The organism is Curtobacterium sp. MCSS17_016, assembly GCF_003234255.2.
Taxonomy (GTDB): Bacteria; Actinomycetota; Actinomycetes; order Actinomycetales; family Microbacteriaceae; genus Curtobacterium; species Curtobacterium flaccumfaciens.
This window is the reverse complement of record NZ_CP126254.1, coordinates 3,627,973-3,653,914: the sequence shown is the minus strand read 5'-3', so window position 1 is coordinate 3,653,914 and position 25,942 is coordinate 3,627,973. Positions and strand designations below refer to the sequence as shown.

Annotated in this window: 21 protein-coding genes and 1 pseudogene; 11 read left to right on the top strand and 11 right to left on the bottom strand. The window is 70.2% G+C overall.

From position 1 onward, the window contains the following. Positions 1-127: 127 nt before the first annotated feature. The 4 genes from DEJ19_RS17195 to DEJ19_RS17180 all read right to left on the bottom strand — a co-directional run bounded on the left by DEJ19_RS17195 (position 128) and on the right by DEJ19_RS17180 (position 2,422). The gene (locus tag DEJ19_RS17195) at positions 128-487 is read right to left on the bottom strand and encodes a GntR family transcriptional regulator (RefSeq protein ID WP_035809483.1); all 360 of its coding nucleotides are present in this window, start codon (positions 485-487) and stop codon (positions 128-130) included. A 10-nt stretch (positions 488-497) separates the two neighbouring features. Continuing rightward, on the bottom strand, positions 498-1,070 hold the full coding sequence (locus DEJ19_RS17190) for a DUF1684 domain-containing protein (protein ID WP_051597091.1): 573 nt from the start codon (positions 1,068-1,070) through the stop codon (positions 498-500). Positions 1,071-1,202: 132 nt separating this feature from the next. Beyond that, positions 1,203-1,685, bottom strand: a complete 483-nt coding sequence (locus tag DEJ19_RS17185) for a hypothetical protein (protein WP_110859471.1) — start codon at positions 1,683-1,685, stop codon at positions 1,203-1,205. A 98-nt stretch (positions 1,686-1,783) separates the two neighbouring features. Next, entirely contained in the window at positions 1,784-2,422 is a 639-nt protein-coding gene (locus tag DEJ19_RS17180) for a GNAT family N-acetyltransferase (protein WP_071406184.1), read from the bottom strand. 91 nt (positions 2,423-2,513) lie between these two features. Here DEJ19_RS17180 and DEJ19_RS17175 point away from each other — a divergent pair, with 91 nt between their 5' ends. Together DEJ19_RS17175 and DEJ19_RS17170 are read left to right on the top strand one after the other, a co-directional pair. Continuing rightward, entirely contained in the window at positions 2,514-3,119 is a 606-nt protein-coding gene (locus DEJ19_RS17175) for a hypothetical protein (RefSeq protein WP_111232637.1), read from the top strand. A gap of 36 nt (positions 3,120-3,155) precedes the next feature. Continuing rightward, positions 3,156-3,464, top strand: a pseudogene (locus tag DEJ19_RS17170) (DUF427 domain-containing protein); the annotation flags it as partial. 30 nt (positions 3,465-3,494) lie between these two features. On the opposite strand, the gene DEJ19_RS17165 reads toward DEJ19_RS17170, so the two are convergent. The 6 genes from DEJ19_RS17165 to DEJ19_RS17140 all read right to left on the bottom strand — a co-directional run bounded on the left by DEJ19_RS17165 (position 3,495) and on the right by DEJ19_RS17140 (position 9,096). Beyond that, a complete protein-coding gene (locus DEJ19_RS17165; protein ID WP_111038472.1) occupies positions 3,495-4,754 on the bottom strand; it encodes an Nramp family divalent metal transporter in 1,260 nt (419 codons plus the stop codon). Positions 4,755-5,173: 419 nt separating this feature from the next. Then, entirely contained in the window at positions 5,174-5,869 is a 696-nt protein-coding gene (locus DEJ19_RS17160) for a CGNR zinc finger domain-containing protein (protein ID WP_027466753.1), read from the bottom strand. A gap of 47 nt (positions 5,870-5,916) precedes the next feature. Continuing rightward, positions 5,917-6,408, bottom strand: coding sequence for a SprT-like domain-containing protein (locus tag DEJ19_RS17155; RefSeq protein WP_111023268.1), 492 nt, complete (start codon positions 6,406-6,408; stop codon positions 5,917-5,919). Further along, entirely contained in the window at positions 6,405-7,235 is an 831-nt protein-coding gene (locus DEJ19_RS17150; protein WP_071406181.1) for a hypothetical protein, read from the bottom strand. Before DEJ19_RS17150 ends, DEJ19_RS17155 begins: the two co-directional genes overlap by 4 nt. A 141-nt stretch (positions 7,236-7,376) precedes the next feature. Further along, on the bottom strand, positions 7,377-8,147 hold the full coding sequence (locus tag DEJ19_RS17145; protein WP_146250611.1) for a YhjD/YihY/BrkB family envelope integrity protein: 771 nt from the start codon (positions 8,145-8,147) through the stop codon (positions 7,377-7,379). Positions 8,148-8,253: 106 nt separating this feature from the next. Further along, complete coding sequence (locus DEJ19_RS17140) at positions 8,254-9,096, bottom strand: spermidine synthase (protein ID WP_111232639.1); 843 nt, start codon at positions 9,094-9,096, stop codon at positions 8,254-8,256. A gap of 130 nt (positions 9,097-9,226) precedes the next feature. On the opposite strand from DEJ19_RS17140, the gene DEJ19_RS17135 reads away from it, so the two are divergent. From DEJ19_RS17135 to rpoC, 6 genes are all read left to right on the top strand, one after another. Further along, entirely contained in the window at positions 9,227-9,748 is a 522-nt protein-coding gene (locus DEJ19_RS17135; protein WP_111232640.1) for a hypothetical protein, read from the top strand. After that, entirely contained in the window at positions 9,745-10,959 is a 1,215-nt protein-coding gene (locus tag DEJ19_RS17130) for a sensor histidine kinase (protein WP_111232641.1), read from the top strand. The genes DEJ19_RS17135 and DEJ19_RS17130 overlap by 4 nt, the downstream gene beginning before the upstream one ends. Further along, entirely contained in the window at positions 10,956-11,639 is a 684-nt protein-coding gene (locus DEJ19_RS17125) for a response regulator transcription factor (protein WP_111232642.1), read from the top strand. Before DEJ19_RS17130 ends, DEJ19_RS17125 begins: the two co-directional genes overlap by 4 nt. Positions 11,640-11,971: 332 nt before the next feature. Next, complete coding sequence (locus DEJ19_RS17120) at positions 11,972-12,625, top strand: hypothetical protein (RefSeq protein ID WP_181441469.1); 654 nt, start codon at positions 11,972-11,974, stop codon at positions 12,623-12,625. Between the two features lie 370 nt (positions 12,626-12,995). Beyond that, positions 12,996-16,484, top strand: coding sequence for a DNA-directed RNA polymerase subunit beta (gene rpoB / locus DEJ19_RS17115; RefSeq protein WP_071406174.1), 3,489 nt, complete (start codon positions 12,996-12,998; stop codon positions 16,482-16,484). A 44-nt stretch (positions 16,485-16,528) separates the two neighbouring features. Further along, positions 16,529-20,410, top strand: a complete 3,882-nt coding sequence (gene rpoC, locus DEJ19_RS17110; RefSeq protein ID WP_110863230.1) for a DNA-directed RNA polymerase subunit beta' — start codon at positions 16,529-16,531, stop codon at positions 20,408-20,410. A gap of 129 nt (positions 20,411-20,539) precedes the next feature. On the opposite strand, the gene DEJ19_RS17105 is transcribed toward rpoC, so the two are convergent. Then, a complete protein-coding gene (locus tag DEJ19_RS17105; RefSeq protein WP_071245506.1) occupies positions 20,540-20,935 on the bottom strand; it encodes a VOC family protein in 396 nt (131 codons plus the stop codon). Positions 20,936-21,336: 401 nt separating this feature from the next. Between DEJ19_RS17105 and DEJ19_RS17100 the strand changes: the two genes are divergently transcribed. Genes DEJ19_RS17100 through DEJ19_RS17090 form a run of 3 tightly spaced genes read left to right on the top strand, consistent with a single transcriptional unit; the run spans position 21,337 to position 25,849 of the window. After that, positions 21,337-23,004, top strand: coding sequence for a GspE/PulE family protein (locus tag DEJ19_RS17100; protein ID WP_111023276.1), 1,668 nt, complete (start codon positions 21,337-21,339; stop codon positions 23,002-23,004). A gap of 20 nt (positions 23,005-23,024) precedes the next feature. Continuing rightward, positions 23,025-24,617 carry a type IV pilus twitching motility protein PilT gene (locus DEJ19_RS17095; protein WP_284176572.1) on the top strand — a complete coding sequence of 531 codons (1,593 nt, stop codon included), beginning with the start codon at positions 23,025-23,027 and terminating at the stop codon, positions 24,615-24,617. Further along, entirely contained in the window at positions 24,617-25,849 is a 1,233-nt protein-coding gene (locus DEJ19_RS17090; protein ID WP_111023277.1) for a type II secretion system F family protein, read from the top strand. The genes DEJ19_RS17095 and DEJ19_RS17090 overlap by 1 nt, the downstream gene beginning before the upstream one ends. Positions 25,850-25,942 lie beyond the last annotated feature (93 nt).

The window sequence follows — 25,942 nt, the reverse complement described above, 5'->3', positions numbered from 1 at the left end:
GCCTGCGATGCCTGGTCGAATCGGGCGTACCGGGTCAGAACTTCCGACCGGGTACGCCCGGAACGACCAGGTACGCCCGGAAGCGCCAGCCCCGCCACCCCCGCCAGCGCAGCCACCCGCGCCAGCGCTACGCCGGCCAGGCCTCGCGCAACGCGGTCGCGGCCTGGTCCGCCGACAGCCCCGCCGAGCGCGCCGCGGCGGCCAGGGCACGAGCGGCCTCGGCCACGGCGTCCGGCACCGCTGCCGGCCGCACCACCCGGGTACCGGCGCCCCGTGCGGTGTGCACGAGCCCGGCCTCCTCGAGTAGCTGGTAGGCCTTCGCGACGGTGCCGGCGGCGAGCCCGAGCTCGTCCGCCAGCCCACGGACGCTCGGCAGCCGTTCGCCGTCCACCAGGTACCCGGCGGTGATCTGCGCGGCGATCTGCGATCGGACCTGCTCGAACGGCGGCACGCGGCCACCGACGTCGAGGGCGACGAGTCCTGTCATGCGTTCCACCCTAGAAGTCGTACTGCTCGCCGACGGGGATCGGGACCGGCACCGTGTTGCCCGGAGGCGCGAGCGGGCACGCCCACGCCGGGTCGTACGCGCACGACGGGTTGTAGGCGAAGTTGAAGTCGAGCACGAGCGACCCGAGGTCGTCGCCGCCCAGGTCCGAGCCCTTGATGGTGTCGAGCAGGTAGCGCCCGCCGCCGTAGGTGCCGCGGGCCTTGCCGGCGCTGGCGTCCTTGACCGGGACGAACACCCCGCCCGCGTAGCCGCCGTGCTTCCAGACGTCGAGGGTGCCGACACCGGGGACCCGCACGAGGCCGAGCCGGTCGAAGTGGACGACACCGTCGGTGCCGGTCTCGAAGTCGAACTCGGCGGGCTCCGTGGCCTCGATGCGGACCTGGAACCGCCATGCCGGGTCGTAGTCCGGCACCGGCAGGGACTCGAAGTCGCGGGCGTCCTCGTCGAGCAGCGGCGAGGCCGGGTGCTCCGCGAACATCGCGTCACGGGTCTCGCGCCAGAGCGCGTGCGCCGTCTGGGGGTCCGGGGTGGCGCGGACGCGGCGGTACAGGTCGAACGTCATCCGCCGCCAATCCGTCGTCGCCAGCGTGCTGCGCACGCGGTCGTCGGTCGTCGGCTCCTGGGGGCGCGTCTGGCTCACGTGGTCGAGGCTACGCCCGCTCCGCGGTGGACGGGAGGCCCGACCCGCGTCACGTCACTCGCCGTCGGTCCGCCAGGTGGGCGCGAGGGCGCGCATCCGGAACGCCCGCCACTGCCAGATGACCCACATGCCGGGCCACAGGGCGAGCCCGAGGACGGCCGGTCGCATCCGGTAGGTCAGGCGGTCGAGCAGCAGGGTCCGGCCACCCGGTGCGGGGACGACGGCCATCCGGTGCGACATCGTCATCCGCCCGAACAACCCGGACGTGCCGCCGCCGTTGTCGCGCTGCACGGGGACTCCCTGGACCTCGTACAGGTCGAGGTCGACGTGCGTGTCGCCGCTCGGCACCAGTCCGAAGGCGTCCGCGGTGATCGGGTGCGGGTGTCCCGGCTCCCAGCGCTCCGGGAACCCCCGGGGGTCGCGCGAGCGGTACGCCAGGAACGGCTTCGTCACCGCCACCATCACGGAGGGGGACAGCAGGGCATCGCGCACGGCGTCGACCGGCGCGTCGAGGACGATCCGGAGGCCGACGTGCATGGCGGTGACGCTACGCCCGCGGGCTGGACGGTGCGCCGTGGCGCGCTGGGCGACGACGCAGGCGCGACGACGCTGGACGACGACGCAGGCGAGACGCCTCAGGCGTGCCGGGCCGACCGGCGGCGGGACCCCTCGGCGCGGTCGTGCCGCCGGAGCCGCTCGGCCAGCGAGAGCCGCACGGCCGGCCACTCCGACGCGATCACCGAGAACACCACGGTGTCGCGCAGCGTGCCGTCACGGCCGATCGCATGGTTCCGGAGCACGCCGTCCTGCTTGGCGCCGAGGCCCGCGATGGCCGCCCGGGACTGCAGGTTGTGCCAGTGGGTGCGGAACTCGACCGCGATGCACTGCCAGGCCTCGAACGCGTGCGACAGCATGAGCAGCTTCGACTCGGTGTTGATCCCCGAGCGCTGCGCGGACCGGGCCAGGAACGTGCTGCCGATCTCGACGTGGCGGTTGCCCGGGTCGATGTTCATGAAGGTCGTCGCCCCCACCACCCGGCCGGTCGGGCGGTCCCGCACGGCGAAGGGCACCATGCGTCCGGCCTCGTGCTCGGCGAGCCGCCGGTCGATCTCGGCCTCGACCTGTGCCGGGGCGGGCACGGAGGTGTACCAGGTGCGCCACAGATCGCCGTCCGCGACCGCCGCCCGCAGGTCTTCCGCGTGCTCCTGCCCGAGGGGCTCGAGCGTCACACGGTCGCCGGTCAGGGTGGGTACGGGGGCGATCTCCATGACCATGCATCCTAGGGTTGGCGACCCTGGTGGAACCCGGTCGGACGGCGACCCTGTGGAGAGGGACAGCATCGCCCGGGCGGCTATCGTGACGGACGTGGCAGAACGCACCCAGGAGAAGTACCAGGTCCGGTTCGCGTGGGGTCCCGGAGGTGCGGCACGGATCGCCCACGGCACCCACCTGCTCGTCTGGGTCGACGCCCTGCCGCCGACCCCCGACGCCGCAGCACAGCGGCGCGCGCTGCGGAACGTGACCGCCCAGCTGCCGCAGGGGCCGGAGGTCGTGCTCGGCCACCTCGGCAACGCGGTGGCGGTCGCGGAACGGGTGACGAGCCTCCAGGCCGCACGCGGTGACCGGTGCGTCGTCGCGATCGTGGCTGCCGGGCTGCACCACACCGCAGCCCTCGACGACGCGGCCGAGGCGGCGGGGGAGTCCGTCGACGTCGCCGACGCACCCGACTTCGCCGTCGAGGACCTGCTCGCCGCCGGAGCCGTCGTCGACGCGCTCACCGAGGTCGGCATCGACCACACCTCACCCGAGGCCGCCGCGGCATGCGCGGCGTACACGGGGCTGCGCCGTGCCGTGCGGCACCTGGTCAGTGCGTCCGAGGGAGCCGCCGTCCTGAGCCGTGACGACGTGCACACGGCGCTCGCCGCGGGGCCGGACCTGCCCGTCCTGCGGGAATCGGGGGAGCGCGCGTAGCGTTCGCCCCGTCACGGAACCAGCGAGCGAAGGAGCAATGCCATGAAGGCAGTCGTCGGCGACACGGTGATCGCGGAGGCCCCCGAAGAGGACCTCATCAAGATCGAGGGCAACTGGTACTTCCCGCCGTCGAGCGTGAAGACCGAGCTCTTCACCGAGAGCCCCACCCAGTACCACTGCCCGTGGAAGGGCGACACCCAGTACTTCACGGTGAACGTCGACGGGCAGGCGCTGCAGGACCGCGCCTGGTCGTACCCGACGCCGATCCCGTCGTCGTTCGACCGCGTCGGCAAGGACTACTCGGGCTACGTCGCGTTCTGGAAGGACGTCCAGGTCGTCGAGTGACGACCGCCCGTCACCCTGACCGGCTGCGACTCAGCCGGTCAGGGTGAGCACGACCAGCGCGACGTTGAGCGCCACGATGACCGCCGCGATCACCCACGCCACCACGCGGGTGGTCGCGGCGTTCACGTCGGTCCCCATCACGCTCCGTCGCGACGTGTAGACCACCAGGGGCACGATCGCGAAGGCGATCCCGAAGCTCAGCACCACCTGGCTGACGACGAGCAGCATCGTCGCGTCGATGTTCAGCGCGAGCAGCACGATCGCCGGCACCAGGGTGATCGCGCGCCGGGCAACGAGCGGGATCCGCACGTGCAGCAGGCCCTGCATGATCTCCGCGCCGGCCATGCAGCCCACCGAGGTCGAGGCCAGGCCGGACGCGAGCAGGCCCACGGCGAAGAGCACCCCGACGACCGGGCCGACGTTCTCGGCGATGGCGCGCTGCGCCCCGGGGATGGAGTCGGTGCCCTCGACTCCCGGCAGGGTGGCCGCGGCGAGGACGAGCATCGCGATGTTCACCCCACCCGCGACGATCAGGGCGAGCCCGACGTCCCACCGGGTCGCGACGAGCACCCGGCGACGCTCCGGCCCGGCGGGGACGTCCCCGTGGCGGTCCCGGGCGAGCGCGGAGTGCAGGTACACCGCGTGCGGCATCACGGTCGCGCCGAGCATCGAGGCCGCCAGCAGCACCGACCCGGAGCCCTCGAACCGCGGCACGAGCCCGGCGACCAGGTCGGCCGGGGACACCCGGGCGAACAGCAGCCCGGCACAGAAGCCCACCGTCAGGATCGCGAGCATCGCCGTCACCACGGTCTCGAACAGTCGCGTGCCCCGGCGGCTGTGCAGGGTCAGCAGGAGCATCGAGACGAGCCCGGTGATGATCCCGCCGACCACGAGCGGCAGGCCGAAGAGCAGGTAGAGCGCCAGCGCGCCGCCGATGACCTCGGCGATGTCGGTCGCGGCGGCGACGATCTCGGCCTGACCCCAGAACAGCAGGCGCGGGGTGCGCCGCATCCGCAGGCCGAGGTGCTCGGGCAGCGACTTGCCCGTCACCACCCCGAGCTTGGCGGACAGGTACTGCACCACCACGGCGCTGGCGTTCGCGGCCACGAGCACCCAGAGCAGCAGGTACCCGTACTCGGCGCCGGCCGTCAGGTTGGCGGCGACGTTGCCCGGGTCGACGTACGCGATGGCCGCGACGAAGGCCGGTCCGAGCAGGGTGAGCCCTGCTGCGCGGCGACGCGGGGCACCGGATGGGTGCTCGTCGAGCCGGGGGCTGGCAGTGTCGGTCATGCACCGATCCTGCCAGAGAATTCGGCGAGCCGAATCTTTTTCTTCGTCGTGTTGTTGCGCTGGCCGGGTCGCCGCTCGAGCGTGCGTGTGTCGGGTGGTCGCGATCGGTCGGCTGAGGCGCCGCCAGCCGACGGTGGGTGACCGCTCGGCGGAGGTGAGCGGGGTGTCGTGACCGCTCGCGGAGGGCGGACGGGAGGCCCGTGGCGGCGCGGCCACGCGCCTCCTGGCCGGTGGCTGGTCGCGACTCGTCGCGTGCGTTGCGTCGGGTGGTCACGATCGGTCGGCTGGGGCGCTGCCAGCCGACGGTGGGTGACCGCTCGGCGGAGGTGAGCGGGGTGTCGTGTCCGCTCGCGGATGGCGGAAGGAAGGCCCGTGGGGGCGCGGCCACGCGAGGTGGTCACGCCGTGCTCAGCTCGTCGTCACTCCGCGGCGCGGCGGGCGCGGTGCGCCCGGACCTTCGCCCGGTTGCCGCACCGCTGCATCGAGCACCAGCGACGGGTCCCACCGCGTGACGAGTCGTAGAACACCAGGCCGCAGTCCTCGGCCGAGCAGCGGCTCAGCCGCGTCGGCCGGCCGTCGGCCTCGACGTCGTCGAAGCCGACCTCGGTGAAGAGCGCGACGGCGTCGCGCGCCACGCTCGACAGGGCCTGCGCCAGGCGGACCCGGTTGGCTCCGGCGCGGCGTCGGCCACCCGGGAGGCTCGGGGGCACGTCCGGCAGGGCGGCGAACAGGTTGACGGTGTCGATGTCGTCGGGCGCGGGGCGCGTGCGGCCGGCCCCGGCACGCAGGCCCGCCGCCACGGCGGTGCGTTCCGCGGCGGTGCTCGCCGGCGCGGGGGCGGCGGCCACGGCGAGCCGGGCGATCGCGGCACGCAGGGCCCGGGCGTCCTGCAGCTCGCGGGCGCTGGCACCGACGTCGATCGGCTCGGTGTGCTCGCTGAGCCACTCGTCCAGGTCGGCCGGGCTCGCGAGCAGCTCCCCGAGCTGCGACCGCGGTCGGCGTCCGGTGGGGTCGTCGGCGAAGCCACCCGTGTGCGCGAAGTCGAGCGCGATCCGTCCGGCGTCGAAGAACCAGGAGGAACCGGCGTCCGTGCGGATGTGCTGCCCCGTGTGCATCCGCCCAGGCTAACGGGTTACCGGCGCGCCTCCGTGCGTCGGGACCCTCATGCGGTAGTCGATGCCATCGTGGCCGCGTCGTCGTCCGCGGTCCGGCGCCGCCAGGTGATGACGTTCCGGGCATCGAACCGCCGGGAACAACGGGCGCAGGCCAGGGGACGGGTGGGCGTGCGGTACCGGAAGTGCTCGTGCCCCGCGGGGCAGGTGCCGATCCAGGGGGCGAGTTCGCTTGCGATCGGCCCGTCGTGCAGCCGGGAGCCGGTGTACCCGATCGCCGCGGCGGTGCGCTTCCACTTCGGTCCGTGTGCCGCTCGGGCGCCGGCGAGTGCGTGCGCGACCTCGTGCAGCAGGACCTGTTCGACGTCGTCGTCGGAGAACCGGGTGGCCAGGTGACGGCTCACCGTGATCCGCTTCCGCGCGAAGTCGCACTGACCGGCGCGGGTCTTGGCGTGGTCGAAGCCGAACGCCCACGTGCCGGCACCGAGGTGTTCGGCGATGAGCGCTTCGGCGCGGAGCCGGACGGTCTCGAGCGCGGTCACTGCTCGGCGCGCGGGTCGGCCTGGCCCTTCTTCGCTGCCCGGGCCGCGATCCGGCCCCAGATGTCGTCGGCCTCGGTCCGTGCGGCGTCGGGCGCACCGAGCACGCGGCGGCGGATCGGCGGGACCTGCTTCACCGGCTCGGCGACGCGGGTGGTGGGTTCCTCGTCCTCGGCACGGCGGGCGGCGACCTCGCGGGCGGTCCGTGGCTTGTCGGACGGTTCCGCCGGGTTGGTGATCGAGGCCCGCATGGCGGCTTCGACCGCGGTGCGCAACGCGTCGGTGCGCTCGGACGGCGCGCCGGCCTGTCGGAAGGCCTGGTACGCCCGTGACAGGGCGGCGCGGGCCTCGTCGAAGCGGTCGTTCTCGAACAGCGACCAGCCCTCGATCTCGGCTGCGGCGCCCTCGAGTTCGGGCCACTCCTCGGTGGCGGCGGTGTCGCGGGCCATGGCGGCCTCGGTGGCGGCGCGGTCGTGCCGCCCGAGGTCGTGCAGGACGTGCGCACGACGGATCCGCGCGGCGACCTTGTCCTGGCGCTCCCCGGTGAACATCGCCAGGCGGAACACCTCTTCCGCGATGACGAGTGACTCGTCCAGACGACCGAGCAGGCGGAGGAGCTCGGCCCGTTCGGCGAGGGCGTCGGTGCTGCGGCTCTGGCCGAGGTCACGGAGCCGCTGGTGCACGGCGTCGACGTCGACCGCGGGTCGCAGGCTGATGGGCGCGAAGGTGCTGCCCGGGCTGACTCCGGCCGTCACGGGAGCCGCGTGGCGCGGTTCGCGGGAACGGTCGGACAGGTCGGGCTGCTGGCGGTCGTCGGGCGGGAGGGACATCGGTTCGAGGGTAGCCGCGGTCTCCCGAGAGCGGTCGGTGCGACGCGCTCAGGTTGCGCGGGTGCGGCCGTCCGCGCGTGCCCCCGTGGACGGCGAACGGCCCGCCGTGCCGGAGCACGACGGGCCGTTCCGAGTGGTCGATCAGGAGTTGGCGGCCACCGCGGCGGCAGCGGCCACGCCGACGTAGGTGACCAGCGTCGCGATCGTGGCCACGACGGCCAGGATGATCGCGAAGATGCCCCAGCCGCGACCACGCTTGGTCACGGCGGCGATGATGCCCTGCACGAGCGCCCAGAGCCCGAGGATCGCGGCGACGCCGGCGATCACCGCACCGACACCGATCTGCGAGATGACGGCCGGGTCGTTCATGAGCTGACGCTGCAGCTCCTGCTGGTCCGGGGTCGCACCGCTGCTCGGTACGAGGTTGTTGATCGCGTCGCTGTTGGCCAGCGCCGACCCCATCACGTACCCGCCGATCACGCCGATGACGAGCGCGGCGAGTCCGAGGAAGAACGCCACGACACCGAGGGTCTTCTTCTTGGGCTTCGGCTCGTCGTGGCTCTGCCAGGCCGGGGCACCGGAGTGCGCGGGCGCGGCGGCGTACGGCTGCTGGTCGTGGTGCTGGTCGTGGCGCTGCTGGTCGTTCCAGCTCGGCGTGCTCGACGGCTGGCCGTACTGCTGCTCGCCGTTCGGCTGGCCGTACTGCTGCTGGCCCTGCCCGTACTGCTGCCCGTACTGCTGCTGGCCCTGCCCGTACTGCTCGCCGTACTGCGGGGTCGAGGTCGGCGCCGGGTCCACCCGCTCGCCGTACCGCGGGGCCTCGGCGTCGGGCTGCTGCTGCGGGGCGTCGCCCCAGCGCGGCGCCTGGCCGTCGCCCGTCCGGTCCTGGTCGTTCCGGTCGTCGTTCGTCATCAGGGTTCCCATCGCTCGGTCGCGCACCTGCGCGGTCGTTCAGACCATCCTGACAGCCGGACCCGCCGAGTGCCCGAAGTCCGTCTCCGGTGGCGCCGCGCGGGCATCAGCCCCCGAACACGCTCCGGTTCGGCTCCGGCGACGCGACCGCCGTCTGGTCGGTGACGATCGGCGCCCCGGCGATGAACGCCCTGAGCTCCGCACCGTGCACGACCTTCGCCGGCATCGGGTCGGACGAGTACCGCCTCGGCATGTCCGCCACCGGCAGGTCGGTCGGCGACCCGAGCAGCACGATGTTCCCGAACCGCCGGCCCTTGAGCATGCCGGTGTCCGCGACCGCGGCGACCGACGGCAGCACCGACTGCAGCGTCGACGCCTGCCCGCGGGCGAAGGCCAACCCGGCGCCGTCGGCCACGTTCACCGCGACGATGCCCGTCGGCGACAGGAACGCGGCGACCTCACGGTAGAACTCGACACTCGTCACGTGGGCGGGGATCTGCGAACCGCCGAAGACGTCCACCACCGCCAGGTCCACGGTGCCGCGGAGTCCGGCGGGCAGCTTGCCGAGGACCTCCCGGGCGTCGCCGTACCGCACCCGGATCGAGGCACCGCGGGGGAACGGCAGGGCCTCGCGCACGTGCTCGACCAGGTCGCGCTCGAGCTCGATCACCTGCTGCCGCGAACCCGGACGGGTCACCGCGACGTAGCGGGGCAGGGTGAGGGCGCCGGCGCCCAGGTGCAGTGCCGTGATCGGGCCGTCCGGCAGCAGGTCGATCGCGTGCCCGATCCGCCGGATGTACTCGAACGCCAGGTGGGTCGGGTCCTCGAGGTCCACGTGTGACTGCGGGGTGCCGTCCACCACCAGGGTGAAGGACCCCGGTCGGTGCCGGTCCGGCTCCACCACCGAGTACCCCGCACCGATCCGGAACCCGTCGAACGCATCAGCCATGCCGTCAATGGAACACCACCGCGATCACCACCCGCGTCCCCACCCCTGGTTGGTGTGCCCGCGGATCGCCCGGAACGAGGCTGATGTCACCGGTCGGAACACTCCGCCGGACCACCTCGAAAGGCACACCATGTCGGTCCAGCTCCTCGCGAACGTGCTCATCGGCCTCGCCCTCGTCGCCTTCCTGGCGTACCGGCAGGCGACCTGGCGGTCCCTCGACCCGGCGCGCATCTGGCGGGGACCGCTCGTGATGGCGATCGTCGGCGTGGTCGTCCTCGCACAGACCACGACGAGCGTCACCACCACCGACGTCGTGTTCCTCGGCCTCGAGGCCCTGCTCACCGTCGGCGTCGGCCTCGCGATGGGGGCCATGACCCGGTTCCGCACGGTCACGACGCCGGACGACAAGGGCCGCACGCTGCAGTCCCGCACCGGGTGGCTCGGCGCCGCGCTCTGGATCGTCCTGATCGCCGCCCGCATCGGGCTCGACGTCCTCGGCGGCCACCTCGGAGCGCACCTGCTCACGTCGACCGGCACGATCCTGCTCGTGCTCGCCCTGAACCGTGCCGCCCGTGCCCTGGTCGTCGACCAGCGCATCCCCCGCGGCGGCGAACGGTCGGATGCCGCCCGCCGCGGCATGATGGTGCGGTGAGCCTGCCGACCGACCCGGACCGGACCGATCCCGCCGGGGTCCGGTCCGCCTCGGTGCTCTCCTGGGGGCTCAACGCCGTCGGGATCGCCGTCGTCGCGTTCTGGTTCGTCCGGAACGGCCTCCTGCTCCACCACCCCGCGTGGGTCTGGGCCGTCGGGGCCGTGGCGCTCGCCGCCTGGGCCGTCCGCGAAGCGGCACGCACGCCCCGCGTCCTCGTCGCCGCAGCCGGCGTGATGATCGCCGCCGGATCGCTCGCAGTGGTGCCGACCGACTCGCTGCTGGTGGTCCCGGTGATCGTCGGGCTCGTCATCCTCGGCGCGGACCTGCGTCTGCCGGTCTGGACGGCCGCGGTCGCCGCGCTCGCCGCCGTCGTGGTGGTGGCCGTCACCGCGACGCTCGCGCAGACGTCGGTGCAGTTCGTCCTCGGCGTGAGCGGCGGGCTGCTGCTCGGCGTGCTCGTCGGCTTCAGTCGTCGGCAGGTCCGGATCACGACGGCGCAGGCTCGCGAGACCGAGCGGCAGCAGCAGCGCGCACGGCTCCTCGCCGACCGGTCCCGGGCGTCCCGGGACATCCACGACGTCCTCGCCCACTCGCTCGGCGGCCTGGTCCTGCAGCTCGACGCGGTCGAGGCCCTGCTCGAGGCCGGCCGCGTCGACGAGGCCACCCGCCGAGCCGGCGACGCTCGCGCGCTGGCCGCGGACGGCCTGGCCGAGGCACGGCGTGCGGTGCACGCGCTCCGCGACGAACCGCAGCCCGGCCAGCCGGAGCCGACCCGTGCCTCCAGTCCGTCCGCGGACCACGCGTCGGGCCTGACGGCCCTGCTCGACGCGCACCGCTCGTTCGGCGGCGAGGCCGTCGTGCAGGGTGACGCGACCCTCGCGGTCCTCGACGACGCCCACCGTGCCGCCGTGGTCCAGGTCGTCCGGGAGGCCCTCAGCAACGCCCGCAGGCACGCTCCCGGCCGCCCCGTGTCCCTGTCCGTGATCCGGGACGGCGACGCCGTGGACGTCGTCGTGGCCAACCCGCTGCCGAGCGGCGGGCAGGGGGTGCTCGGGATGCGCGAGCGGTTCGCGGAACTCGGCAGCGAGGCCACGGTGGAGGCCGAGCGTTCCGACGACGAGTTCGTCGTCGCCATGCACCTGCCCGTCGACGGCACGCGCGACGCGGACACTGCGGACGCTGCGGTCGCCGCGGAGGACGACCGCTCGTGACCATCCGGGTGCTCGTGGTCGACGACCAGGCCATCGTCCGCGACGGCCTGGTGACGGTGCTGTCGCTCGTGCCCGACCTGCAGGTCGTCGGGCAGGCGGCCGACGGTGCCGAGGCGATCGACGCCGTCGACCGGCACATGCCCGACGTCGTCCTGATGGACCTGCGGATGCCGGGGGTCGACGGGCCGACCGCCACCGCGCGGATCGTCGCCGAGCACCCCGGGGTCGCGGTCCTGGTGCTGACGACCTACGCCGACGACGACTCCATCGTCACCGCGCTGCGGGCGGGAGCTCGCGGCTACCTGACCAAGGACGCCGGACGGGCGGAGATCGCGACCGCGGTGCGGGCGGTGGCCGCCGGGCAGTCGACCTTCGACGCGACCGTGGGGGCGCGGCTGGTGGCGCGCCTCGCCGGCGGTGCTGGTGCCGGTGCCGGTGTCGCTGCTGGTCCCGCGGCGCCTGCGTCACCCGATCCCGGTCCGTCGCTCGGTGCTCGGTTCCCGGACCTCACCCCGCGCGAAGTGGACGTCCTCGAGCGGATCGCGGACGGCCGGACGAACCCGCAGATCGCCGCCGAGCTGTTCCTGACGGTGCCCACCGTGAAGTCGTACGTGAACCAGGTGTTCGCGAAGCTCGGGGTCCGGACCCGGGCCGAGGCCGTCGCCCGCGTCCTGCGCTGACCACCCGCAGCACCCCGTCGTCCCCGAGCGACGGACTGCGGACACGTGAATGCGTACACATGGACGACCAGCGGACGCCAAGACTCGTTGCGTACCGTTGACGTCTGTCGTCACGACGCCAGAGCGTCGATGCGTGTGTGCCCAACACTCCACGCGTCCGCCCGGACACCGTGACCACGACGTGCCCGTGAGCGCCCCCACCGCTCGAGCGTGCGCGCCGTCGGCGTGCTGCTGCGCGCCACCCCTCCGGCCACCCGCGCGCGCTGGCCGTCGAACGCACCGCACCCGATGACGAGTGCACCACTGCTGATCCGCCGCAGGAGACCTCCGTCATGACCGCCGACACCATGAGCGTGCCCACCGCACGCCTCACCACCCCGGACACGCGCCGGTCCGGAACCCGAGCCACCCGGGTGATCCGGGCCTCCCGGCCGTCCCGTGCCGCCCATCCGTCCCGCGCAGCCCTGCCGTTCCACGCCTCTCTGCCGTTCCACTCCGACCGCGAGACGGCACCCACCTGGATGCGGGTCGTCGGCACGGCGCTGCTCCTCGGCGGCGCCGGGCTGTCCGCCGCCGTGCTCGGCTGGCCCGGGGATGCACCGGAGGTCGCGCTGTTGGTGCCGGCCCTGCTCGCCGTCGCCCTCGGGTCGCTGCTCCTGCTCGCGCGTGCCGGGTTCACCGTCACCGAGCGGCACGTGACCCTGCACTTCCGTCCGCTCCCGCCGTGGCGCATCCCGCGCCGGCGGATCACCGACGTCCGCCTGGTCGAGGCGGACGCGGCCACCTACGGCGGTGTCGGCCTGCGGATCCGTCGCGGCGAGCGTGCGCTCATCCTCACGCCGGGGCTCGGGATCGAGCTCACGGACGATCGCGGTCGGGTCACGTTCGTCCGCACGCGTCGCCCGGAGGACGCGTTCCGTGCGCTGGCGGGACTGCCAGGCGGGCCGGGAGGCGCGGATCGCGTCGAGCGCGAGCGCCTGAGCTGAGCAGGGGAATGGAAGCGGCGTGTGGCGGCTTATACACGCCACTGCCGAATCCGGTCAAGCCGGGACTGGACAGCGCGCCACGGAGCGAACTATGATGACAGTTCGCGCTCCCTGGCATCCGTGTCGTCATATTGCGGTCGACGCAGAGTTCTGAGACAGAAACTCATCTCGCCCTGGTGCAGCCGGACCCGTATATGGCGGCGGGTACCGCTCACGGAGATCATCCCACACGTGCACCGACGTTCCGCGTCAAGGCACGCGTCGGCGTGGTCGCAGGGCTTGCATCTCAGGGTTCGCCGAGCGATCAATCCACTCACCTACACACTGCTCGTCAGTGTCGGCCCGACGGGGCCTACCGGAGGTCACACCCTTGGCTGCTGCGCCCAACGCATCCACCAACCCCAAGAACGGTCGCAACCACTCGCGACTCTCGTTCGCCAAGATCACGGACACCCTCACGGTTCCTGATCTGCTCGCACTCCAGACGGAGAGCTTCGACTGGCTCGTCGGCAACGACGTCTGGAAGGCCCGCCTCGCCGAAGGGCAGGAGCAGGGTCGTACCGACCTCGCGCTGCACTCGGGGCTCGAGGAGATCTTCGAGGAGATCTCCCCGATCGAGGACCTCGGCGAGACCATGCAGCTCTCGTTCACCGCGCCGGAGCTCGAAGACCCGAAGTACTCGATCGACGACTGCAAGGAGCGCGGCAAGACCTACGCCGCTCCGCTGTACGTCAACGCCGAGTTCATGAACCACATGACGGGTGAGATCAAGACGCAGACGGTCTTCATGGGCGACTTCCCGCTCATGACCGAACGCGGCACGTTCATCATCAACGGCACCGAGCGCGTCGTCGTGTCGCAGCTCGTCCGTTCGCCCGGCGTGTACTTCGAGCGCCAGCAGGAGAAGACCTCCGACAAGGACATCTACTCGGCGCGGATCATCCCGTCGCGTGGTGCCTGGCTCGAGTTCGAGATCGACAAGCGCGACCAGGTGGGCGTGCGCATCGACCGCAAGCGCAAGCAGTCCGTGACCGTCTTCCTCAAGGCCCTCGGCCTGACGAGCGAAGAGATCATGGACGAGTTCCAGGGCTTCGCGTCGATCGAGTCGACCCTCGAGAAGGACGCCGTCCTCACGAAGGAAGAGGCGCTCAAGGACATCTACCGCAAGCTCCGTCCCGGCGAGCAGGTCGCTGCCGAGGCCGCGCGTGCGCTCCTCGACAACTTCTACTTCAACCCGAAGCGTTACGACCTCGCGAAGGTCGGCCGCTACAAGGTCAACCGCAAGCTCGGCATGGACGCCCCGCTGTCCGACTCGGTGCTCACCGTCAAGGACATCGTCGCGACGATCAAGTACCTGGTGTCGCTGCACGCTGAGCGCACCACGATCGACGGCGTCCGTGACGGCGAGCCGGTGCAGCTGCGCCTCGACGTGGACGACATCGACCACTTCGGCAACCGTCGCATCCGCGCCGTCGGCGAGCTCATCCAGAACCAGGTCCGCACGGGTCTGTCCCGCATGGAGCGCGTCGTCCGCGAGCGCATGACCACGCAGGACATCGAGGCGATCACGCCCCAGACGCTCATCAACGTGCGTCCGGTCGTCGCCGCGATCAAGGAGTTCTTCGGAACGTCCCAGCTGTCGCAGTTCATGGACCAGAACAACCCGCTCGCGGGCCTGACGCACAAGCGTCGCCTCTCGGCCCTCGGCCCGGGTGGTCTGTCCCGTGAGCGTGCCGGCGTCGAGGTCCGTGACGTCCACCCGTCGCACTACGGCCGCATGTGCCCGATCGAGACCCCGGAAGGCCCGAACATCGGCCTGATCGGTTCGCTCGCGTCGTTCGGTCGGATCAACTCCTTCGGCTTCATCGAGACCCCGTACCGTCGCGTCGTCAACGGCGAGGTCACGAAGACCATCGACTACCTCACCGCTTCGGAAGAGGACGACTTCGTCGTCGCGCAGGCCAACGCCCCGCTGACGAACGACTTCCACTTCGCCGACGACAAGGTGCTCGTCCGCAAGAAGGGTGGCGAGGTCGAACTCGTCGCCAAGGACGAGGTCGACTACATGGACGTCTCCCCGCGCCAGATGGTGTCGGTCGCGACGTCGCTCATCCCGTTCCTCGAGCACGACGACGCGAACCGCGCCCTCATGGGTGCGAACATGCAGCGTCAGGCCGTCCCGCTGCTCCGTTCCGAGTCGCCGCTCGTCGGTACCGGTATGGAGGGCTACACGGCCATCGACGCCGGCGACGTCGTCACCGCCGACAAGGCCGGTGTCGTCTCCGAGGTCTCGGCCGACGCCGTCACCCTGCAGCTCGACGAGGGCGGCACGCAGACCTACTACCTGCGCAAGTTCGACCGCTCCAACCAGGGCACGAGCTACAACCACCGCGTCATCGTCTCCGCAGGCGAGCGCGTGGAGCAGGGCGAGGTCATCGCCGACGGTCCCGCGACGGAGAACGGCGAGCTCGCGCTCGGCAAGAACCTCCTCGTCGCGTTCATGCCGTGGGAGGGCTACAACTACGAGGACGCGATGATCCTGTCGCAGAACCTCATCAAGGACGACACGCTCTCCTCGATCCACATCGAGGAGTACGAGGTCGACGCCCGCGACACCAAGCTCGGCAAGGAGGAGATCACCCGTGACCTCCCCAACGTCAGCCCGGACCTGCTGGCCGACCTCGACGAGCGCGGCATCATCCGCATCGGTGCCGAGGTCCGCCCCGGCGACATCCTCGTCGGCAAGGTCACGCCGAAGGGCGAGACCGAGCTGAGCGCCGAGGAGCGTCTGCTCCGTGCCATCTTCAACGAGAAGTCGCGCGAAGTCCGCGACACCTCGCTCAAGGTGCCCCACGGTGAAGAGGGCACGATCATCGGCGTCAAGGTGTTCGACTCGCAGGACGGTGACGACGAACTCGGCTCTGGTGTCAACCAGCGCGTGGTCGTCTACATCGCCCAGAAGCGCAAGATCACCGCGGGTGACAAGCTCGCCGGTCGTCACGGCAACAAGGGCGTCATCTCGACCATCCTCCCGGTCGAGGACATGCCGTTCCTCGCCGACGGCACCCCCGTCGACATCGTCCTCAACCCGCTCGGCGTCCCCGGCCGCATGAACTTCGGCCAGGTGCTCGAGATCCACCTCGGGTGGCTCGCCAAGCAGGGCTGGAACGTCGAGGGCATCCAGGACTGGGCCGAGAACCTGCCGGAGGCAGCGCACAGCGCCGAGCCCGGCACCAAGGTCGCCACCCCGGTGTTCGACGGTGCGTACGAGCGCGAGATCGAGGGCCTCCTCGACTCGACCCTCCCGAACCGCGACGGCGAGCGCCTGATCGGCTCGTCCGGCAAGGCGCAGCTCTTCGACGGCCGCTCCGGCGAGCCGTTCCCGGAGCCCGTCTCGGTCGGCTACATGTACATCCTCAAGCTGCACCACCTGGTCGACGACAAGATCCACGCGCGTTCGACCGGTCCGTACTCGATGATCACGCAGCAGCCGCTGGGTGGTAAGGCGCAGTTCGGTGGACAGCGATTCGGTGAGATGGAGGTGTGGGCGCTCGAAGCGTACGGCGCCGCCTACGCCCTCCAGGAGCTCCTGACGATCAAGTCCGACGACATCCTCGGCCGCGTGAAGGTCTACGAGGCGATCGTCAAGGGCGAGAACATCCAGGAACCCGGCATCCCCGAGTCCTTCAAGGTCCTCATGAAGGAGATGCAGTCGCTCTGCCTGAACGTCGAGGTCCTCTCGGCCGACGGCCAGGCGGTCAGCCTGCGCGACAACGATGACGAGGTCTTCCGCGCTGCGGAAGAGCTGGGCATCAACATCTCCTCGCGGTTCGAGTCGTCCTCTGTCGACGACATCTGATCCCGCCCGTACATCGAAGCCTGAATCAGCAAGAGAGAAGAACATTGCTCGAAGCAACTTCCTTTGACGCCATTCGGATCGGCCTCGCGACCGCCGAGGACATCCGTCAGTGGTCGTACGGCGAGGTCAAGAAGCCGGAGACCATCAACTACCGCACCCTGAAGCCCGAGAAGGACGGTCTGTTCGGCGAGCAGATCTTCGGTCCTTCCCGCGACTGGGAGTGCGCTTGTGGCAAGTACAAGCGTGTCCGGTTCAAGGGCATCGTCTGCGAGCGCTGCGGCGTCGAGGTCACCAAGTCCTCGGTCCGTCGTGAGCGCATGGGCCACATCGAGCTCGCTGCCCCCGTCACGCACATCTGGTACTTCAAGGGCGTCCCGTCGCGCCTCGGGTACCTCCTCGACATGGCGCCGAAGGACCTCGAGAAGGTCATCTACTTCGCGGCGTACATGATCATCGACATCGATGAAGAGGGCCGTCACGCGGACATGCCGGGTCTCGAGAACGAGATGCGTCTCGAGATCAAGACCCTCGAGGGCCAGCGCGACTCGATCATCGCCGACCGCCTCAAGAAGCTCGAGGACGACCTCGCAGCCCTTGAGGAAGAGGGTGCGAAGGCCGACGTCAAGCGCCGCACCAAGGACACCGCCGAGAAGGAGATGTCCCAGGTCCGCAAGTCGTTCGACGAGGACATCACCCGTCTCGAGCGTGTGTGGGAGGACTTCCGCAACCTCAAGGTGGGCGACCTCAAGCCCGAGGACGCCGTCTTCCACGAGCTCCAGGACCGGTTCGGGATCTACTTCGACGCCTACATGGGCGCCGAGGCGATCAAGCTCCGGCTCGAGGCGTTCGACCTGGCCGCCGAGGCCGAGGCGCTGCGTCTGCAGATCGCCGAGGGCAAGGGCCAGAAGAAGATCCGCGCGATCAAGCGTCTGCGCGTCGTCAGCTCCTTCCTCGCCACCGGCAACTCGCCGGCCGCGATGGTGCTCGGCGTCGTGCCGGTCATCCCGCCGGAGCTGCGCCCGATGGTGCAGCTCGACGGTGGCCGTTTCGCCACGTCGGACCTCAACGACCTCTACCGTCGTGTGATCAACCGCAACAACCGTCTCCGCCGCCTGCTCGACCTCGGTGCCCCCGAGATCATCGTGAACAACGAGAAGCGCATGCTGCAGGAAGCCGTTGACGCGCTGTTCGACAACGGTCGTCGTGGTCGTCCGGTCACGGGTACCGGCAACCGCGCCCTGAAGTCCCTGAGCGACATGCTCAAGGGCAAGCAGGGTCGTTTCCGCCAGAACCTGCTCGGCAAGCGCGTCGACTACTCGGGCCGTTCGGTCATCATCGTCGGCCCGCAGCTGAAGCTGCACCAGTGCGGTCTGCCCAAGCAGATGGCGCTCGAGCTCTTCAAGCCGTTCGTGATCAAGCGCCTCATCGACCTGTCGCACGCGCAGAACATCAAGTCGGCCAAGCGCATGGTCGAGCGTTCGCGTCCGCAGGTGTGGGACGTGCTCGAGGAGATCATCCGCGAGCGCCCCGTGCTGCTGAACCGTGCGCCGACGCTGCACCGTCTGGGCATCCAAGCGTTCGAGCCGCAGCTCGTCGAGGGCAAGGCCATCCAGCTCCACCCGCTCGTGTGTGCTGCGTTCAACGCGGACTTCGACGGTGACCAGATGGCCGTGCACCTGCCGCTGTCGGTCGAGGCCCAGGCCGAGGCCCGCATCCTGATGCTCGCCTCGAACAACATCCTGAAGCCGTCCGACGGCCGTCCGGTGACCCTGCCCGCACAGGACATGATCATCGGTCTGCACCACCTGACGACCGTCCGCGAGGGCGCCGTCGGTGAGGGCCGTGCGTTCTCCTCGGTCGCCGAGGCGATCCTGGCCAACGACCAGCACACGCTGCACCTCAACGCGATGGCGAAGATCCGCATGACGGGTGTCCACTTCGCCGAGGGTGAAGCTCCCGAGGGCTACGAGCAGGGCGACACCGTGCTGCTCGAGACGACCCTGGGCCGTGCGCTCTTCAACGAGACCCTCCCGGCGAACTACCCGTTCGTCCAGAAGGTCACCGACAAGGGTGTGCTGTCCGCGATCGTCAACGACCTCGCCGAGCGCTACTCCAAGACCGAGACGGCCGCTGCACTGGACCGGATCAAGGACGCCGGCTTCTACTGGGGCACCCGCTCCGGTGTGACCGTCGCCCTGTCGGACGTCGTGACGCCTCCTCGCAAGAAGGAGATCATCGCGGGCTACGAGATCCAGGCCGCCAAGGTGCAGGGCGAGTTCGACAAGGGTCTGATCACCGACTCCGAGCGTCGCGCCGACCTGATCAAGATCTGGACCGAGGCCACGAACGAGATCGCGCAGGAGATGCGCGACAACTTCCCGGTCGACAACACCATCAACCGCATGGTGTCGTCCGGTGCTCGTGGTAACTGGCTCCAGGTCCGAAACATCGCCGGTATGCGTGGTCTGGTGAACAACCCGAAGGGCGAGATCATCGCCCGCCCGATCATCAACTCGTACCGCGAGGGCCTGACCGTGGCGGAGTACTTCATCGCCACCCACGGTGCTCGCAAGGGTCTTGCCGACACCGCGCTCCGTACCGCGGACTCCGGGTACCTCACCCGTCGTCTCGTGGACGTCTCGCAGGACGTCATCATCCGCGAGGACGACTGCGGCACGACGCGTGGCCTCGAGCTGCCGATCGCGACCGTGGACGCCGACGGCAAGCTCGTCCGCGACCCGCGCGTCGAGAACACCGTGTACTCCCGCACCCTGGCCACCGAGGCCGTGGACGCACAGGGCACGGTCGTGGCAGAGGCTCGCGAGGACGTCGGTGACGTGCTCCTCGAGAAGCTGCTGGCAGCCGGTGTCGAGAGCATCAAGGTGCGCTCGGTCCTGACCTGCGAGTCGGCCGTCGGTGTCTGCGCGAAGTGCTACGGCCGTTCGCTCGCCACCGGCAACCTGGTCGACATCGGTGAGGCAGTCGGCATCATCGCCGCGCAGTCCATCGGTGAGCCCGGTACCCAGCTGACGATGCGTACCTTCCACACGGGTGGTTCGGCCTCGGCCGACGACATCACCCAGGGTCTGCCGCGTGTCACGGAGCTCTTCGAGGCGCGTACCCCCAAGGGCGCGTCCCCGATCGCCGAGGCCCCCGGCCGCGTCGTGGTCGAGGACACGGACAAGGGTCGTCGGATCATCCTCACGCCGGACAACGGCGACGAGCCGTTCATCTACCCGGTGCTCAAGCGTGCGACGCTCCTCATCGAGGACAACCAGCACGTCGAGCTCGGCGAGCAGTTCATCGCCGGCACCGTCGACCCGAAGGAAGTCCTCCGGGTCAAGGGTGTCCGAGAGGTCCAGAAGCACCTGGTCAACGGTGTGCAGGACGTCTACGGCTCGCAGGGTGTGCCGATCCACGACAAGCACATCGAGGTCATCGTCCGCCAGATGCTCCGCAAGGTCACCGTCGTCGACCACGGCGACACCGACCTGCTGCCGGGTGAGCTCGTCGACCGGTCGCGCTACAACGCGCTGAACCGTGCGGCGCTGCAGGAGGGTCGCAAGACCGCCTCGGCTCGCCAGGAGGTCATGGGCATCACGAAGGCGTCCCTCGCGACCGAGTCGTGGCTGTCCGCCGCTTCCTTCCAGGAGACCACCCGCGTGCTCACGCAGGCGGCCATGGAGGGCAAGCAGGACCACCTCGTCGGCCTCAAGGAGAACGTCATCATCGGTAAGCTCATCCCCGCCGGGACGGGCCTCAGCCGGTACCGTGACGTGGACGTGAACGCGACCGAAGAGGCGAAGGCGGAGCGGTACCCCAACCGCATCTTCGCTGACGACTCGTCGTTCTCGGACGCCGACCTGAGCTTCGTCGACTTCGACAGCTTCTCGTCGGACGACTTCACGCCGGGCACGTACAACTGAGCCTGATGTGATCCCACGAAGGCCCCGTCTCCGCAAGGAGGCGGGGCCTTCGTCGTGTCGTCACCACGTGACGGCCTGGAGGCGCGGTGCGGGGCCGCCACGGGCCTCCCGTCCGCCGTGGGGTCGCGGCTAGAGCGCGCGGCCCGCGCCGTTGTCGCGGCCGGAACCGCGTCCGGTCTCGTCGACCAGCGAGAACAGGCTCAGCACGTTGCCGTCGGGGTCGCGGACGTCGAACCAGTCGACCGCCCCGTCGACGCACTCGACGGGGCCGATGTCGATGCCGAGCGCGCCGATGCGTGCGTGCTGCGCGGCGACGTCGTCGACGCCGAAGCGGACGCTGACCGGGTTCTCCTCGGCCTGTTCGTCGACGTAGAGCTGGATCCAGATGCCGCCGACCTCGTACTCGGCGACGCCGTCCTCGGGCTCGAGGTCCGGCTCGGTGCGCTCGAAGACCGCGCCGTACCAGAGGCAGGACGCCTCGATGTCGCTGACGGGCAACCCCACGGTCACGCTCGTGATGTCCATGACTCATCATGTGCCCGGGTGGGGGCGCGCGTCGAGAGGGATTCCGCGGTGCCGCGCTGTCCGGCCCGCGTCGGACGGCGGCGTCGTTCCTCCACAGCCACGTGTGAAGCCGACGTTCTCCACGGACTGCTCGCCAGGGCTCCGGGAGCGGTGCGGGGTCCGGGAGGCTGGCGGACATGCACCCTCCGACGACCACCGCGAACCGGCCGAGGCGTCCCCCGGACCGGGGCCGAACCGGTCGTGGACCCCAGTTCTGGGTGCAGCCGGACCCCCTCCGCCCCCTCTTTCTGGGACTGCGGTCGGCGAGGGCCCCAGAAGTAGCGTGGTCGGGCGCCACATCCCTGGTGGCGCATCACCCGACGACGTCTCGCCGTGCGCGAGTCCAAGGAGGCACGGGACTCATGGCGACCCTGTCCGAGATCCTCATCCTGAACGGCGCCCTGCCCATCGAGCACCTCGATGCGATGACGGGTGACGAGGACCTCGACGAGCGCGCCATCCGTGGCCTGGTCGACCAGGGCGTCGTGAGCGAGGCCCAGTTCATCACCGCCCGGGCCGCGTCGAACAACTCACGCACCGTCCCGCTGAGCGACTACCCCGTCGACGGCACCGCGGTGTCGATCCTGCCGGCGGCGCTGTGCCGTCGTCACGGTGTGCTCGGCGTCGGGTTCGAGGGCGATCTGCTCATCCTCGCGATGGTGAACCCCACGAACGTGCTCGCCATCGACGACGCCCGGACGGCGTCTGGTCGCGCGATCAAGCCGCTGCAGGTCGAGGAGCGTGACCTCGTCGCTGCCCTCGACCGGTACCTGCGCGCCGACGACGAGCTGAACGACCTGACGTCGTCGCTGGAAGAAGAAGCGTCGACGACCTCGAAGGCGCAGATCGACATCGCCGACGGCGCCCTCGACGACGTCCCGATCGTCCGGTTCGTGAACCTGCTCGTGTCGCAGGCCATCCAGGACCACGCGTCCGACATCCACATCGAGCCCGGCGAGCACGAGGTCCGGATCCGGTACCGCATCGACGGCGTGCTGCACGAGATGGCGCCGGCGCCGAAGAACATCCAGAACGGCGTGATCAGCCGCCTGAAGATCATGAGCGACATCGACATCGCCGAGCGTCGTAAGCCGCAGGACGGCCGCATGTCCGTGCGGCACGGCGGCCGGCAGATCGACCTCCGTGTCGCGACGCTGCCCACCGTGTGGGGCGAGAAGGTCGTCATGCGGATCCTCGACAACACGAACACCTCGCTGACCCTCAAGGACCTCAACCTCCTCGAGCAGAACTTCCAGGCGTACCAGCGGTCCTACTCGAAGCCGTACGGCATGATCCTGGTCACCGGTCCCACCGGTTCGGGCAAGTCGACGACGCTGTACACGACCCTCAACGCCGTGGCGAAGCCCGAGATCAACGTCATCACGGTGGAGGACCCGGTCGAGTACCGGATGGCCGGCATCAACCAGGTGCAGGTCAACCCGAAGGCCGGCCTGACGTTCGCCTCCGCGCTCCGCTCGATCCTCCGCTCCGACCCCGACGTCGTGCTGCTCGGTGAGATCCGCGACCACGAGACCGCCCAGATCGCGATCGAGGCGTCGCTGACCGGGCACCTCGTGCTCTCGACCCTGCACACCAACGACGCCCCGTCGGCCGTGACCCGTCTGACCGAGATGGACATCGAGCCGTTCCTGGTCGGGTCCGCCCTCGACTCCGTCGTCGCCCAGCGACTCGCACGCCGGCTGTGCGACCGGTGCAAGGCGCCCGCCGTGTACGAGATCGAGCAGCTCCGGGCACTCGGGTTCCTGGCCCCCGGCGACGAGATGCCCGCGTTCTTCGCCCCGGTCGGCTGCGCCGTCTGCTCGAACACCGGCTACCGCGGCCGCATCGCCCTGCACGAGGTCATGACCGTGACCGAGGAGATCGAGCGGCTCGCCGTCGGTCGTGCCTCGAGCGCGGAGATCAGCCGCGTCGCCCAGCAGCAGGGCATGCTCACGCTCCGCCAGGACGGCTTCGAGAAGGTCAAGCTCGGCATGACGAGCGTCGACGAGATCCTGCGCGTCGTCGCGTGACCGGGGAACAGGACGAGCAGATGACCGACTCCGTGTACGACATCACCATGCCCGGCGACGAGCCCGTCGCCGGATGGCACCCCGGCACCCCGGGCGCCGAAGTCGGGTCCCGCCGTGCCGCGCGTCTGGCCGCGGCAGCCGCTACCCCGCCCGAGCAGGTCTACGACCTGACGGACGACTCGGCGGTGTGGCCCGCGCCCACCGGCACGGCCGTGGCCAGCTCCGTTGCCGGGCCCGTGGGTGGTCCGGTCGCTGCGCCCGTGGCGCAGGCCGCCGCCGCTCCGGCGACGCCGCCCGCCGCGGTGCCGTCGTCGACCGCCACCTACGGGTACGCCGAACCGGCGACCCAGCAGCTGCCGGCCATCGCCTACAGCGGCGCCCACCATGCCGCACCGGCAGCACCCGCTCCGGCCCCCGCCGCGGCATCGGCCGGTGACATCGACTTCGCCCGGCACGCGCGCGAGGTCGCCGACCCCGACCTCATCACCGCACTGGCGCAGGTCGTCTACCAGGGGGCCTCCGACCTGCACGTCACGGCCGACGCCCCGCCCACCGTCCGCGTCGACGGCTCGCTCCGTCCGGCCGTGCCCGGAGGCGCGTGGTCGCGCGGCAAGGTCATCGCGGCACTCAAGACGCTGCTGTCCGTCGAACAGGCGGGGCAGTTCGACCACGACCAGGAGCTCGACTTCGCGTACTCGCTGTCGCCGGAGTACCGCTTCCGCGTGAACTACTACCAGCAGCGCGGCAACTGGGGTGCCGCGTTCCGCATCATCCCCACCCGGATCAAGACGCTCAAGCAGCTCGGCATCCCCGCGCACGTCGGTGACTTCGCCGGCCTGCCCCGCGGCCTGGTCCTCGTCACCGGCCCGACCGGCTCGGGCAAGTCGACCACCCTCGCCGCGCTCATCGACCTGGTCAACGAGAGCCGTGCCGACCACATCGTCACGGTCGAGGACCCGATCGAGTTCATGCACGACCACAAGCGGTCGATCATCAACCAGCGCGAGGTCGGCGCCGACACCCACTCCTTCGCCTCCGCGCTCAAGCACGTGCTGCGGCAGGACCCCGACGTCATCCTGATCGGTGAGCTCCGCGACCTCGAGACCATCTCCGTCGCGCTCACCGCCGCCGAGACCGGCCACCTGGTGTTCGCCACCCTGCACACGCAGAGTGCACCCGGCACGATCGACCGCGTCATCGACGTCTTCCCGCCGCACCAGCAGGGGCAGATCCGCACCCAGCTCGCGGCCACCCTGCAGGGTGTCGTCTGCCAGACCCTCGTCCCGAAGGCCAACGGCGTCGGCCGGGTCGTCGCCACCGAGATCATGACGATCACCCCGGCCATCGGCAACCTCATCCGCGAGGGCAAGACCTACCAGATCACCTCCGCCATGCAGGCCGGCCGTGACCTCGGCATGCACACCATGGACCAGGACCTCGCCGAACTGGTCAACGTCGGCACCATCTCGCGTAAGGCCGCGATGGAGAAGGTGCACGACGAAGAGGGCTTCGACCGGCTCGTCCAGCGCGTCGAGTCCCCGTCCGACTCCTCGGCCGCCGCGATCGCCGCCAGCGGCATCGACTTCGGCGACAAGTTCTCCGGAGGCTACTGATGTCACTCGCGTTCGACTACCGCGGGCGTGACGGCGCCGGCAAGCTCGTGAAGGGCCGCCTCGACGCCGCGTCCGAGGGGGCAGTCGTCCAGCGCCTCCGGGGGATGGGCGTCTCACCGATCGCCATCACCGAGGCGAAGGCCGGCACCGGGCTCCAGACCGAGATCAAGATCCCCGGGTTCGAGAAGGGCGTCGGCCTCAAGGACCTCGCGATCATGTCGCGACAGGCCTCGACGATGCTCACCTCGGGGCTCTCGCTCCTGCGGACCCTGACGATCCTGTCCGACCAGACCGAGAACAAGAAGCTCAAGGACATCCTCGGCAAGGTCCGCGACGACGTCGAGCGCGGCGTCTCGTTCTCCGACGCCGTCGCGAAGTACCCGGTCGACTTCCCGCCGATCATGATCAACATGATCCGTGCGGGGGAGACCGGCGGCTTCCTCGACCAGGCCATGGACTCCATCGCGACGAACTTCGAGAAGGAGCACAAGCTCCGCTCGACGATCAAGTCGGCGATGACCTACCCGGTGGTCGTGCTCGTGATGTCGCTGGTGGCGGTCGCCATCATGCTCATCTTCATCGTCCCGATCTTCCAGGACATGTTCTCGTCGCTCGGCGGCACGCTCCCGCTGCCGACGCAGATCCTCGTGACGCTGTCACACGCCATGCGGTACGTCGCGATCCCGCTCGCGATCGTCGTCGTGCTGGCGTGGCTGTGGTGGCGAGCGAACAAGAACACCGAACGCGTCCGAGCGTTCATCGATCCGATCACCCTGAAACTGCCGGTCTTCGGTCCGCTGCAGAAGAAGATCGTCATTGCTCGGTTCGCTCGCAACTTCTCGAACATGATCGGCGCCGGTGTGCCCATTCTGCAGGCATTGCGGATCGTCGGGGAAGTGTCGAACAACTTCGTCGTGAAGCGCGCGCTCGACAATGTCGCAGAGGCCGTGCGGAAAGGTGAATCAATCGCGGTGCCGCTCGCCGCACAATCGGTTTTCCCGGCAATGGTGACGCAGATGGTCGCGGTCGGTGAAGACGCCGGTTCCCTCGAGATCATGCTCGAGAAGATCGCGGTGTTCTACGACGCCGAAGTCGAGGCGACCACCGATGCCCTCACCTCGCTGATCGAGCCGCTGCTCATCGCGTTCCTGGGGGTGGTGGTGGGCGGGATGATCATCGCGCTGTACATGCCGATCTTCCAGATCACCAACGTCGTGCAGAACGCTTCCTAGCCATTCCACCCCCATGCGGGGGCATTGTCGATATCGACCCTCCCCCGCATTGGGGGTGTTTTGTGCCCAGCGTGGCCCCCGTTCTCGGGATTG

Coding starts and splice junctions, on each gene's coding strand:
- DEJ19_RS17140 (WP_111232639.1), bottom strand. CDS start 9,096: ATGGCTGATGCGTTCGACGGGTTCCGGATCGGTGCGGGGTACTCGGTG.
- DEJ19_RS17195 (WP_035809483.1), bottom strand. CDS start 487: ATGACAGGACTCGTCGCCCTCGACGTCGGTGGCCGCGTGCCGCCGTTC.
- DEJ19_RS17090 (WP_111023277.1), top strand. CDS start 24,617: ATGTCACTCGCGTTCGACTACCGCGGGCGTGACGGCGCCGGCAAGCTC.
- DEJ19_RS17100 (WP_111023276.1), top strand. CDS start 21,337: ATGGCGACCCTGTCCGAGATCCTCATCCTGAACGGCGCCCTGCCCATC.
- DEJ19_RS17160 (WP_027466753.1), bottom strand. CDS start 5,869: ATGCACACGGGGCAGCACATCCGCACGGACGCCGGTTCCTCCTGGTTC.
- DEJ19_RS17145 (WP_146250611.1), bottom strand. CDS start 8,147: ATGACGAACGACGACCGGAACGACCAGGACCGGACGGGCGACGGCCAG.
- DEJ19_RS17095 (WP_284176572.1), top strand. CDS start 23,025: ATGACCGACTCCGTGTACGACATCACCATGCCCGGCGACGAGCCCGTC.
- DEJ19_RS17105 (WP_071245506.1), bottom strand. CDS start 20,935: ATGGACATCACGAGCGTGACCGTGGGGTTGCCCGTCAGCGACATCGAG.
- DEJ19_RS17180 (WP_071406184.1), bottom strand. CDS start 2,422: ATGGTCATGGAGATCGCCCCCGTACCCACCCTGACCGGCGACCGTGTG.
- DEJ19_RS17150 (WP_071406181.1), bottom strand. CDS start 7,235: ATGTCCCTCCCGCCCGACGACCGCCAGCAGCCCGACCTGTCCGACCGT.
- DEJ19_RS17165 (WP_111038472.1), bottom strand. CDS start 4,754: ATGACCGACACTGCCAGCCCCCGGCTCGACGAGCACCCATCCGGTGCC.
- DEJ19_RS17185 (WP_110859471.1), bottom strand. CDS start 1,685: ATGCACGTCGGCCTCCGGATCGTCCTCGACGCGCCGGTCGACGCCGTG.
- DEJ19_RS17190 (WP_051597091.1), bottom strand. CDS start 1,070: ATGACGTTCGACCTGTACCGCCGCGTCCGCGCCACCCCGGACCCCCAG.
- DEJ19_RS17120 (WP_181441469.1), top strand. CDS start 11,972: ATGACCGCCGACACCATGAGCGTGCCCACCGCACGCCTCACCACCCCG.
- DEJ19_RS17135 (WP_111232640.1), top strand. CDS start 9,227: ATGTCGGTCCAGCTCCTCGCGAACGTGCTCATCGGCCTCGCCCTCGTC.